Origin of the sequence: Heyndrickxia coagulans DSM 1 = ATCC 7050 (assembly GCF_000290615.1) — a bacterium.
GTDB classification, from domain to species: Bacteria; Bacillota; Bacilli; order Bacillales; family Bacillaceae_C; genus Weizmannia; species Weizmannia coagulans.
In genome coordinates, this window is sequence record NZ_ALAS01000231.1 from 1 (window position 1) to 12,650 (window position 12,650).

Consider the following 12,650-nt stretch of genomic DNA (forward strand, 5'->3'; position numbering starts at 1 on the left):
TTCGCCCACAAGCGTACATTTAAATGATAGAGCGTCTTCCCATTTTTTTCCACTCATCTGCCCTTCGAGTAAAATTTTACACATACGTTTAGTAATGCGAAAGTGCAGAGTATCTATGCATATTTAAAAAAGAAACAGTTAATCCACGATCTTGTAGAAGCGGGAATTTTGTTTTTGGATAACAACGGGCAGTTAATTGATAAATGGGACAGTAAGTATGGTGATAAGCCTCCATTATATTCAACAGTTACAGGGAGTGTTGAGAGCGCTTTTGTAAGGTTTACTGTTTATTCGCCTGAAAAAATCCTGACCAAAGTATGGAAAGATCCGGAAATGTACGAATCATTTATAAAATTTTACAATCAACATTTAAGTGACCGGGATCTTTGTTATGTAACGGGTGAATTTTTGCCAAGCACAGAGAGGCATGCTAATAAAATCAGAAATTCCGGAGATAAAGCCAAACTGATATCTGCGAATGACTCAAGCGGGTTTACGTACAGAGGGAGATTTACTGAAAGCAAACAAGTGGCAAGTATTAGTTATAAAGCATCGCAAAAAGCTCATAATGCGCTGAAATGGTTGATCAACAAGCAGGGAAAAATAATCGATAACAGAGTATTTCTTGTATGGGAAAACGGCGGAAATGAAGTGCCGTCAGTCACCGAAGATTCATATGACATTACTAGTCTCGATCCTTTTGCGAATGGAAACAATCCAAAAATAGCTTTTACAAACCAGGAATTTGCACGTGAATTTTCTAAGGCAATGGATGGATATAAAAGCAATCTTTCGACTGAAGCCAGTATTAATATTTTGGTTTTAGATTCGGCAACAACCGGAAGAATGGCTGTCCTTTATTATCGAAATTTAAACAAAGAGATTTATTTTGAAAATTTGGTAAAATGGCATACAACTTGCGCCTGGCTCCACCGTTATCGAAAAAATGAGGACAACCAGCCAATTTTATTTTTTGGTGCGCCTGCAACAAAAGATATCGCGTTCGCGGCGTATGGTCCGAATGCAAGCGATAAAGTTGTAAAAGGTTTAATGGAAAGAATGCTTCCGTGTATTGTGGAAGGGAGAAGAATCCCAACAGATATTGTCAGAAGTGCCCTTCGGCGTGCATCTAATCCGGTTGCTCTGGAAAAATGGGAATGGGAAAAAATATTAAGCATTGCTTGTGCACTGATTAATAAAGAGGAGGGATATAATTTGGCACTTGATAAAGAAAATAACAACCGCGATTATTTATTCGGAAGGTTGCTGGCCATTGCGGACGTACTCGAACGAAATGCTTTGGATTCCGGCGAAAATCGTGCTACCAATGCCATCCGATATATGAATGCATTTTCACAGCATCCTGCACGCACTTGGGGAACGATTCAGGCCAGTTTGCAGCCCTATCAAGTCCGGCTGGGGAAAAAAGGGACGTACTACGCCATGTTAATAGATGAAGTCGCTTCTAAACTTAAATATGAAGATTTTAATGACAGGCCTTTATCGGGTAAGTTTTTGCTTGGCTTTTATAGCCAGCGCTATGATTTATATCAGAAGAAAGATACCAGTACTGTTGGACAAACTAAAGAATAAAAGATTGAGAGGGGACTAATTATGCCAGCTTTAGATCATAAGATTGATTTTGCCGTTGTGTTGTCTGTTACAAAAGCTAATCCCAATGGAGATCCGTTGAACGGAAACCGCCCGCGCCAAAATTATGATGGTTACGGGGAAATTTCTGATGTTGCGATTAAACGTAAAATCAGAAACCGTCTTCAAGACATGGGCGAGTCAATTTTTGTGCAATCAAACGATCGAAAAAATGATTCGTACAACAGTTTAAAAGAACGGGCGGATGCGAATCCGGAATTGAATAAGATTTTTAAGTCTAAAGACGGATCAGGTGAATCTTTTGCTGCGATCGCGTGCCAAGAGTGGATTGATGTCCGCAGTTTCGGCCAAGTATTTGCTTTTAAAGGATCCGGCAATAAAGGTGTATCTGTAGGGGTAAGAGGCCCTGTTTCAATCCATACTGCTACCAGTGTATCTCCAATTGATATTACAAGCATGCAAATTACTAAAAGTGTAAACTCTGAGCCTGGCAAAGACCGGGGTTCCGACACTATGGGGATGAAACACCGCGTAGACTTTGGTGTCTATGTATTTTATGGGAGTATCAATCCCCAGTTGGCTGAAAAAACAGGATTTTCAAATGAGGATGCCGAAAAAATCAAGCAGGCCTTAGTCACATTATTTGAAAATGATGCTTCTTCTGCACGTCCTGAAGGGAGCATGGAAGTTAAAAAAGTGTATTGGTGGGAACACCAGTCCAAATTGGGCCAGTATTCGTCGGCAAAAGTGCATCGGTCATTAGCCGTTACACCACTTGTAGACAATCCTAAAACATTTGAGGATTATGAGATTACTTTAAATGAACTGAGTGGTTTAAAGGTTGACGCTATCGATGGCATTTGATGAAGATGAATACCTGATGTTGTCGGGCATCCAACATTTTCAATTTTGCAAGCGGCAATGGGCATTGATTCATATAGAGCAAGCGTGGGAAGAAAATGTAAGAACGGTTGAGGGGCAAAATATCCATCAAAAAACGGATAGCCCCTTTATCCGTGAAAAGCGTGGTAGTAAATTAATTGTCCGGGCAATGCCAATTAAATCAAATGAATTGAAATTGACTGGAATATGTGATGTTGTTGAATTTGTCAAGGATGAGAATGGCGTTGAAATTTATGGGAATGAAGGAAAATATATTCCTTATCCGGTTGAATACAAACGCGGCAAACCAAAAAAGAACGATTCGGATATTTTACAGCTTGTTGCGCAGGCGATATGCCTTGAGGAAATGCTTCTATGTGAGGTCAACAAGGGCTATATTTTTTATAATGAAATCAAACGCCGGATTGAAGTTCCGATAACCCTGGATGAAAAAAATAAAGTAAGAAAAATCGCTGCTGAGATGCAAGAATACTATCAGCGCCGCTACACGCCAAAAGTAAAAACCGGCCCCTTCTGTAACCAATGTTCCCTTCAAAATATTTGTTTGCCAAATATCATTCGTAAACGTGCTGTTTCCAGTTATATAGAAGGGAAGATAAATGAGTGAAGAAACTCCTGAACACTTTATTTATTACGCAGCCGGATGTTTATTTATCCTTGGATGGAGATAATATTGTGCTTTTAAAAGAGAAGGAGCAATTGGGGAGACTGCCACTACACAATTTGGAGTCGGTCGCTGCTTTTGGTTATACCGGGGCCAGCCCTGCTTTGATGGGGTACTGTGCAGAAAGGAATATTTCTCTCATATTCTTTACAATGAACGGCCGCTTTCTAGCCAGAGTAATTGGTAAAAGCAGAGGAAATGTTGTTTTGCGAAAAAAACAATACCGTATCTCAGATGATGAAATCGCTTCGGTTCAAATTGCCAGAAATTTTATTATTGGGAAGATATACAACCAAAAATGGATTCTTGAAAGAATGACAAGAGATTATCCGTTGCGTATTGATGTTGCGCAATTTAAGGATGTTTCCCAGCTTTTATCCGCCATTATCAAGCAGGTCAGACTATGTGATAGTTTAGAAACATTGAGGGGGTTAGAAGGGCAGGCTGCCATCAATTACAATAAATTATTTGACCAGATGATTCTACAGCAGAAGGATGATTTTTTCTTTCATTCCCGTTCACGCCGGCCGCCTTTGGATAACGTGAACGCCATGCTGTCCTTTGCTTATACATTACTGGCAAATGACACAGCTTCCGCACTGGAAGGAGTAGGCCTTGATGCTTATGTTGGATTTATGCACCAAGACAGGCCGGGCAGGGTTTCACTTGCTCTGGATTTGATGGAAGAATTAAGAGGTGTGTATGCGGACCGTTTTGTACTTTCACTCATTAATATCAAGGTAATCAACAAAGATGATTTTTTAAAAAAGGAAAATGGAACCGTTATTATGACAGACGAAGCAAGAAAAAAGTTTCTAAAAGCTTGGCAAAATAAAAAACAGGAAAAGATTACTCATCCGTTTCTAGGAGAAAAGATTTCATGGGGACTGGTTCCTCATGCACAAGCTTTGTTGTTGGCCCGGTTTTTAAGAGGAGATCTAGATGAGTATCCTCCTTTTCTGTGGAAGTAGGTGGAAGATTTTGCTTGTTGTCATTACTTATGATGTGAGTACTTTGACCGGAGCTGGGCAGAAAAGGCTGAGAAAAGTGGCGAAAGTTTGTCAAAACTATGGCCAGCGTGTTCAGAATTCTGTCTTTGAATGCTATGTTGATGCAACTCAATTTGCATCTTTGAAGATTGAACTGTCTAATATTATTGACCCGGACGAAGATAGCTTGAGATTTTATCAGTTGGGGAATAACTATAAAAATAAAGTAATGCATATTGGGGCAAAACCATCTTTGGATTTAGAGGACCCATTGATCTTTTAGAGTGCGAAGGTGTAGCGCACACGATTTTTCCTGTGGGTTCGCACCATAATATTAACCAATATTTTACATATATTGGTCTTGCTTGGTAAATAGTTCTTTGTTTTATCAGAGGAAATAGCGGAATTTGGTTGTTTTGAAAACACACATTCGCATTTTTTGCCAAATTCCGCTGTCGCTCCCTACGTGGGGGCGTGGATTGAAATTAAACTATTGTTACCAGTCCACCCGCCGACATAAGTCGCTCCCTACGTGGGGGCGTGGATTGAAATCGTACGAGGAAAACACGTTCTTACTAAGTGGGGAGTCGCTCCCTACGTGGGGGCGTGGATTGAAATAGGTTACTTTTAAAGTCGTAAACTCTCCCGACGTCGCTCCCTACGTGGGGGCGTGGATTGAAATTTTGGATACTGCTGGCGGGACTACGTCGGATAATGTCGCTCCCTACGTGGGGGCGTGGATTGAAATTAACAGCTTGTTATCAACCGTGTTTCCTATACGGTCGCTCCCTACGTGGGGGCGTGGATTGAAATTTGCCTATGCTGTACAGACTCATAAACCGCGGCAGTCGCTCCCTACGTGGGGGCGTGGATTGAAATCTTATGATTTAATTATAGCATGAATGTATTTACGTCGCTCCCTACGTGGGGGCGTGGATTGAAATGCCGTTCACCTTTAGTGCGAACAGCCCTTTTGCGTCGCTCCCTACGTGGGGGCGTGGATTGAAATAAGTATTTTTTTGCGTGTTGACGTGTTGGCGGTGTCGCTCCCTACGTGGGGGCGTGGATTGAAATCCTTTGTTCTTTCGCTATAATTCTATAATTATCCGTCGCTCCCTACGTGGGGGCGTGGATTGAAATCACTTAGTACTATGTTAGGCATTATGGTGACGTGTCGCTCCCTACGTGGGGGCGTGGATTGAAATTATCTTTTTCCGCGCAAATTTAGTGAACTTGAACGTCGCTCCCTACGTGGGGGCGTGGATTGAAATTTCGCTCATCTCACTGCTTTTGTTGTAAGTGGTGTCGCTCCCTACGTGGGGGCGTGGATTGAAATTTTAACCGGTAGCAGTTGGCGTGCTTCATCATTGTCGCTCCCTACGTGGGGGCGTGGATTGAAATCTTACGAAATGGAAAGGTTTGTAAATTGAATTCGTCGCTCCCTACGTGGGGGCGTGGATTGAAATCGGCATCAAAGTAACTAAAGATGTAGCGGATCCTGTCGCTCCCTACGTGGGGGCGTGGATTGAAATTTATCCCTTATAACAATCTTTATGGATAAGTGCAGTCGCTCCCTACGTGGGGGCGTGGATTGAAATAAAGTCTGGATGTGCTGTTCTATCTTTTTCCGCGTCGCTCCCTACGTGGGGGCGTGGATTGAAATATACTATGCAGCCTGGTATATTCCGGGTCAAAAGGTCGCTCCCTACGTGGGGGCGTGGATTGAAATCGCCACCAGTTATCCAGTTGAAAAAGGGTCGCCAGTCGCTCCCTACGTGGGGGCGTGGATTGAAATTTTACAGTGGATCTTTATGATGCAAGCTTGAATGTCGCTCCCTACGTGGGGGCGTGGATTGAAATTAATGTCAGCGCGGTTGTAAATCCAGAGCCAACCGTCGCTCCCTACGTGGGGGCGTGGATTGAAATTTATTACAAAATATTAATCCGAACTCGAGGGAGGTCGCTCCCTACGTGGGGGCGTGGATTGAAATGTATATCTCCTTGAAGTTCCAGTCGACCTGCACAGTCGCTCCCTACGTGGGGGCGTGGATTGAAATGCTCGTGCAAATGGTGATGGCTGGCGGAATTGCTGTCGCTCCCTACGTGGGGGCGTGGATTGAAATAAAAGTAGATCTGTACACAGGATCCCATTTTTACGTCGCTCCCTACGTGGGGGCGTGGATTGAAATTACGGTGATGAAATGAGAGATTTACTCCATAAAGTCGCTCCCTACGTGGGGGCGTGGATTGAAATCTGACTCAAGGCATATAGTTGCATGGGTATGTCTGTCGCTCCCTACGTGGGGGCGTGGATTGAAATGAACCAACGCTGAAATAATTCCGATACAGTGATAGTCGCTCCCTACGTGGGGGCGTGGATTGAAATATCTTGCATTGCCTGTTGCTGGATCTCGATACTGGTCGCTCCCTACGTGGGGGCGTGGATTGAAATCTTGGGGGATTCCGTAGCGCGTATAGTCCCAATCGTCGCTCCCTACGTGGGGGCGTGGATTGAAATGTGCGAGCATGTGAACGCTTTATCCTCATCAATTGTCGCTCCCTACGTGGGGGCGTGGATTGAAATAAATGAAATAGCTACCGAATTGGAAACGACTTTCGTCGCTCCCTACGTGGGGGCGTGGATTGAAATGCCATCGACGACTTGCCTATGCCAGCTTTTTTGGCGTCGCTCCCTACGTGGGGGCGTGGATTGAAATACCGCACGCTATTTCGCCTAATATTGGTACATATGTCGCTCCCTACGTGGGGGCGTGGATTGAAATCAGGCGCTGGTACCGTCAAGTTCTGGGAGTTCGTGTCGCTCCCTACGTGGGGGCGTGGATTGAAATTTATAATTTTGTTAGCAGGCGTTCCCAATTGTCCGTCGCTCCCTACGTGGGGGCGTGGATTGAAATCAATTGCTACCGTCCCACCATTCATATACCATTAGTCGCTCCCTACGTGGGGGCGTGGATTGAAATCCGGCCACAGATACGCTGGTTAACCTGCCGAAAGGTCGCTCCCTACGTGGGGGCGTGGATTGAAATCCGGCCACAGATACGCTGGTTAACCTGCCGAAAGGTCGCTCCCTACGTGGGGGCGTGGATTGAAATCTCAGCCGGTTCATCGTCTTCCACAGCTTCTTTCGTCGCTCCCTACGTGGGGGCGTGGATTGAAATACTCCCTCACATTAAAAACTTTTGCACAAGGCTAGTCGCTCCCTACGTGGGGGCGTGGATTGAAATTTCCATATCTTTTTCCTTCATCGGATCAACAAATGTCGCTCCCTACGTGGGGGCGTGGATTGAAATGCCAATCCCGCCTGTAGAATTATTCCACCCGTCGTCGCTCCCTACGTGGGGGCGTGGATTGAAATCATGTACTTTTCTACATCTCGGCCAATCTTTTTTGTCGCTCCCTACGTGGGGGCGTGGATTGAAATAATTTCGCCGGCGGTCAACAGAATCGGGCGAAAAGTCGCTCCCTACGTGGGGGCGTGGATTGAAATGCCAATCCCGCCGGTAGAATTATTCCACCCGTCCCGTCGCTCCCTACGTGGGGGCGTGGTTTGAAATACTTGTGATTATTACTTATAACATTACTTTATATGTCGCTCCCTACGTGGGGGCGTGGATTGAAATTTTTGATAAGCCGTATGGCGGGTCTGTTACGACGTCGCTCCCTACGTGGGGGCGTGGATTGAAATATAAAGGAAAGTTTGAACGATGAAGGAAAGTACCGTCGCTCCCTACGTGGGGGCGTGGATTGAAATCGATTCCTTGTATGGCTTTCTTAGTACCAGACATGGTCGCTCCCTACGTGGGGGCGTGGATTGAAATAGTAGGAGGTTTATGATGATACAAATTTTTACGGGTCGCTCCCTACGTGGGGGCGTGGATTGAAATATTCCCTGTATATCTACTTGCAATTTCATCGCGTCGCTCCCTACGTGGGGGCGTGGATTGAAATTTTCCTCAATCTTTTTATTTTTTCTCCTGGCCTCGTCGCTCCCTACGTGGGGGCGTGGATTGAAATCAAACGTTATCTCCAATATTTTTAAGTTTGTCCCAGTCGCTCCCTACGTGGGGGCGTGGATTGAAATCAAACTGCTTGACGTTGACCAGGTCACGCGGTCAGGTCGCTCCCTACGTGGGGGCGTGGATTGAAATAAAATCCATCGCTGACTTTGTCGCCAGTCCAAGGTCGCTCCCTACGTGGGGGCGTGGATTGAAATCTTGTTTATCTTTCGAAATAAGCTCCAGAACGCAATGTCGCTCCCTACGTGGGGGCGTGGATTGAAATTTTCAGCCAAACGTGACTGCGACCGGTGCGCTCTGTCGCTCCCTACGTGGGGGCGTGGATTGAAATAAACTTGGAAACCGTGATAGCAACCTCATCGGAGTCGCTCCCTACGTGGGGGCGTGGATTGAAATCACATCAACGCGGCTTTCGGCCGGGGCAACGATGTCGCTCCCTACGTGGGGGCGTGGATTGAAATTGATAGTGAGGTTGCACAGAACCCACTATTTTTTGTCGCTCCCTACGTGGGGGCGTGGATTGAAATTTTTTCGGCGGGAGCCGGCCTGTCCACCCGCAGACGTCGCTCCCTACGTGGGGGCGTGGATTGAAATCTGCATAGCCTGTTTTTCCGTGGCATGCCAGCTGTCGCTCCCTACGTGGGGGCGTGGATTGAAATCGGGTCGATCAGGTACACGTATGCCTTCGAGTTGGTCGCTCCCTACGTGGGGGCGTGGATTGAAATACGATGCCTCACCTTCCTGGTCGCGTTCGATGATGTCGCTCCCTACGTGGGGGCGTGGATTGAAATACCTTCCCAATACACTGTATTATCAACTGCAAAGGTCGCTCCCTACGTGGGGGCGTGGATTGAAATCCCATCAAGTAAAAGCAGTTGAAAAGCTATCGAAGTCGCTCCCTACGTGGGGGCGTGGATTGAAATCGAAATGATAAGCAATCCCATTCTTAATGTAAAAGTCGCTCCCTACGTGGGGGCGTGGATTGAAATAATGATGCTGACTAAACGTGACCGCGCCATTATTGTCGCTCCCTACGTGGGGGCGTGGATTGAAATCTGTTGATAAAGCCATTGGCCAACAATCAGCGCACGTCGCTCCCTACGTGGGGGCGTGGATTGAAATCACAGAAGCAAACCAAATGGCTTCCAGGCTTAAGTCGCTCCCTACGTGGGGGCGTGGATTGAAATCAACGTTTCGCCTAACACCGTCGCGCCACCTCCGGGTCTCTCCCTACGTGGGGGCGTGGATTGAAATCTCCTCGAAGTAGGCGACAGCTTGAATGACATAAAGTCGCTCCCTACGTGGGGGCGTGGATTGAAATAGTATTGGAAAAGTAGCCATGGGATCCGCGACAAGTCGCTCCCTACGTGGGGGCGTGGATTGAAATGGTATCAAATCCGTAATCTTCGAGAGCCTTATTTGTCGCTCCCTACGTGGGGGCGTGGATTGAAATCGACATAAGCTAATACCGCCGGAATCCCTGCCAGGTCGCTCCCTACATGGGGGCGTGGATTGAAATCAGCAAAAAACAAAACCGTGGGGGCCTTACCCCGTCGCTCCCTACATGGGGGCGTGGATTGAAATCTTTTGATAAATGCATTGCACGACCGGATGAAGTGTCGCTCCCTACATGGGGGAGTGGATTGAAATGTGAATCCAAAAGGTAGATAAAGAAACCTATGCCGTCGGCTCCCTGCATAGGGGGCATGAAATAAAACAACATCCACCAAATAGAAACAATTTTTGATCTTTTCTAAAACTTAACCTTTGATGCAACGCTTGGCATTCCCGATGGAATTGAACAATTATTGCTGCCAGAAGTGCTGCCGGTAATAATTCCGGTTCCTACTGTTCCATGCAGCCTTGCATGCAGCTGCCTGGCCAGAAAGAAAAGAGCCCAAGTCCCGCCTGCAGGAATAATAAAACAGAAGCAAGCAGCCCTGCCCAAAAAAGATTTTAAAGTTTTTCCCATTGAAGGCTTGCTGAGCGAACCAGACAAAGCTTTATCTCTGGTTCGCTCAGCCGCAAAACTGGTTGATGCCGCCTTCTTTTTTCTTTAAATCCAAAAAGAGGCGCAGATCGTGCAGGCAGCAGTGACAAACCCTCTTTGTGAAATTGCCCTTGTTTTTATAGTCCCCCGAACCGGGTCCAGGGCTTTTGCTTATTCAGCAGCCCCCGATTATGTATTTCTGTCATCCTCATCGTCCAGTTCCCTGATCAAATTCCAAGTCTGATAAATCCGGTTTGCCATTTTCTCAGGATCTTTCAGCATCATTTGATATAAATCCGGTTCATGGCTCAACGTCTCAAGCAGTTTCTTTTCCGGATTACTGACCGCTTCATTTGTCTTCAGGCCCACATGGTTGGTAAGGCCTAAAAGATAATCAATGGATACTTTTAACACTTGCGAAATCCGGTATAACACCTTAATAGAAGGAAAACTGTATCCAGTTTCGTAGTTCGAAATGTTCCGGTCGCTTACCCCGACCCTTTTCGCAAGTTCAGGCTGGCTGTAGCCTTGAGCTGCCCGCACTTTTTTCAAACGGGCTGCGAATATTGCTTTAACGTTATCCATGTTTTCATTCTCGTGATCGGCCATCGCTACTGCTCCTTAAAAAAAATCAAAAAAAATGGTTGACTTCCAAAATAATTGTGTATAATATAAGTGTATAGAAATTATTTTGTTGATGAGTGTCTGTACAAAGTTGACAAAGAGCCGGAGACACGAAGAAAATAGAGCTTCAGCAAAAAATACCCCCCTATTTTCTCATGATTCTTACTTGCAGTTCCCAAATTCAAAGTAAGAGTAATACGGTCTCCAGGCTCTATTTTTACAGTCTCCCTTCCAGTTTAGCATGAAAACGGTGCGGTTTTAACCCTTTTTCAAATTGTAAACGTTTTCATATAAAAATGGCGGGCCAATGATCCCTGCCATTCCATCTTCATTAATCCACATTGTTGATGAACAAATCCGTTTCTGGCTTGCCATGAACCAGCTTTCGCGTGCAAAGAGGAGTCCGGGCAAAGCGGCCAGTTTCCTTGCCAAATCCAGGCACAGCAACCCCTCAAGCAGGCAGGGCAGCTGCATGCCGTTGTAAAATTTCCATTTCCTACGGGTTCATGCACCAATCTTGTCCCGGATTTTTGATGAAACAAATTATAAAAACGCATCATGGCTTACGTTCATTTTCAAATAACCCAGCCCATGCCGGTTCCGTTATTCAACCGGCATGGGCTGGGTTCCTGTAGCAATGGGCAATCGTTATTCTGAAAATGTCTAACCCTCATTTTATTGCATATAAATGCGTATTTAGATTAATGGCCAGAAATCCGGCGTTTTCCGGTTCCTCTTTGTAAATTGTAATGCCCGTGTTGTCTTGCGGGATCATCCGGTAATTTTTAAACGGGACTTCCAGTGTTCCGGCGACGAAAAAGCGGATTGCCATGCTGTGGGCCACAACAAGGACGGTTTCCTCCGGATGTTTTTCCACCAGCTCATTGATACAGGCACGGACACGGTTATAGACCTGGACGGCCGTTTCCCCCGTATAACCCGCATGTGTCGCGCCCGGATCTTGTAGCCATGCCTCCCAATTATCCGCATAGTTTACGGAAAAGTCTTCCTGCCGTTCTCCTTCCCAGGCACCGAAGTCCGTTTCGACAAGACGCGGATCTTGGTGTATTTCCAAATTCCGCCCCTTCACGAGAATTTCTGCCGTACGGACAGCACGGCCCAATGTTGATGCGTAAACCGCATCAAACGGAATGTCCTTTAAAAATCCTGCCGCCAGTTTCGCCTGCCGCACGCCGGTCTCAGACAAATCGATATCGCTTCTCCCGCAATATCTGTTCCGGTCGGCGTTCCATTCTGTCTGGCCATGGCGCACAAAATAAAAAAGTGTCATAATGTACCTCTTTTCACAAAGTATCGACTGGTTTTATTTTAGCAAATTGAAGCGTGGAATGCTATCTCCCGCGGATGACCAGCAAATTGATGCCGGCTATGCAACGCGAATGCGTCCCGCCCTTCGCTATAAAAAATTTATTTGCTATATTATATTAAAATATTATATAATGGCAAAGGACGCTAAAACATTGGAGAAGGATGAGTTGTTTTTTATTTTTTAAAAACTTCATATCATCGCTCAATTACATGTTTATGTAAACGGGGGAACCAACGGGTGCTTTGGGCACCAGGGGTGAAACCTTTCATTGAAAGGTAGGGAAACTCTTTATTCCCTAATCCGTCAGCTAACCTCGTAAGCGTCTGGAGAGAACTGCGTGTGTTTTTTGGACACGCCTTTTAAGCAAAAATGCTGCGAAGGAATTTCTCTCTTTCGTGGTTTTTTTTCATCCGCAAATTCGGTTTCCACATGGAAATCCGGAAACCGGTGGTATCTGCAATTTGAGTTTTACAAACAATCTGGTATGCAGCTTGCGTACTGC

At 45.7% G+C, this 12,650-nt stretch carries 7 protein-coding genes, 1 pseudogene, 1 CRISPR repeat array and 1 riboswitch; of the genes and pseudogenes, 6 read left to right on the plus strand and 2 right to left on the minus strand.

Features of this window, described 5'->3' with window-relative positions:
• Nucleotides 1-87 precede the first annotated feature (87 nt).
• The 6 genes and pseudogenes from cas8c to IC21_RS16915 form a co-directional block, all read left to right on the plus strand.
• Nucleotides 88-1,593: pseudogene (gene cas8c, locus IC21_RS12550) on the plus strand (type I-C CRISPR-associated protein Cas8c/Csd1); the annotation flags it as partial.
• A gap of 21 nt (nucleotides 1,594-1,614) precedes the next feature.
• The gene (gene cas7c, locus IC21_RS12555) at nucleotides 1,615-2,475 is read left to right on the plus strand and encodes a type I-C CRISPR-associated protein Cas7/Csd2 (RefSeq protein WP_029143056.1); all 861 of its coding nucleotides are present in this window, start codon (nucleotides 1,615-1,617) and stop codon (nucleotides 2,473-2,475) included.
• On the plus strand, nucleotides 2,465-3,121 hold the full coding sequence (gene cas4 / locus IC21_RS12560) for a CRISPR-associated protein Cas4 (RefSeq protein WP_029143055.1): 657 nt from the start codon (nucleotides 2,465-2,467) through the stop codon (nucleotides 3,119-3,121). Before cas7c ends, cas4 begins: the two co-directional genes overlap by 11 nt.
• Nucleotides 3,118-4,149 (plus strand): type I-C CRISPR-associated endonuclease Cas1c, encoded by a 1,032-nt coding sequence (cas1c, locus tag IC21_RS12565; protein WP_029143054.1) that lies wholly within the window; start codon nucleotides 3,118-3,120, stop codon nucleotides 4,147-4,149. Before cas4 ends, cas1c begins: the two co-directional genes overlap by 4 nt.
• 10 nt (nucleotides 4,150-4,159) lie before the next feature.
• Nucleotides 4,160-4,450 carry a CRISPR-associated endonuclease Cas2 gene (gene cas2 / locus IC21_RS12570; protein WP_029143053.1) on the plus strand — a complete coding sequence of 97 codons (291 nt, stop codon included), beginning with the start codon at nucleotides 4,160-4,162 and terminating at the stop codon, nucleotides 4,448-4,450.
• Nucleotides 4,451-4,621: 171 nt separating this feature from the next.
• Nucleotides 4,622-9,854: direct repeats of the CRISPR family, unit length 32 nt; unit sequence GTCGCTCCCTACGTGGGGGCGTGGATTGAAAT.
• A gap of 158 nt (nucleotides 9,855-10,012) precedes the next feature.
• On the plus strand, nucleotides 10,013-10,264 hold the full coding sequence (locus tag IC21_RS16915; protein WP_029142356.1) for a hypothetical protein: 252 nt from the start codon (nucleotides 10,013-10,015) through the stop codon (nucleotides 10,262-10,264).
• Between the two features lie 119 nt (nucleotides 10,265-10,383).
• Here the strand turns inward: IC21_RS16915 and IC21_RS12580 are convergent, their stop codons facing one another.
• Both IC21_RS12580 and IC21_RS12590 read right to left on the minus strand, forming a co-directional pair.
• The gene (locus IC21_RS12580) at nucleotides 10,384-10,803 is read right to left on the minus strand and encodes a helix-turn-helix domain-containing protein (protein WP_029142357.1); all 420 of its coding nucleotides are present in this window, start codon (nucleotides 10,801-10,803) and stop codon (nucleotides 10,384-10,386) included.
• A gap of 685 nt (nucleotides 10,804-11,488) precedes the next feature.
• Nucleotides 11,489-12,109 carry a histidine phosphatase family protein gene (locus IC21_RS12590; protein ID WP_029142359.1) on the minus strand — a complete coding sequence of 207 codons (621 nt, stop codon included), beginning with the start codon at nucleotides 12,107-12,109 and terminating at the stop codon, nucleotides 11,489-11,491.
• A gap of 227 nt (nucleotides 12,110-12,336) precedes the next feature.
• Nucleotides 12,337-12,484: riboswitch (cyclic di-AMP (ydaO/yuaA leader) on the plus strand.
• The last annotated feature ends 166 nt before the right edge of the window (nucleotides 12,485-12,650 follow it).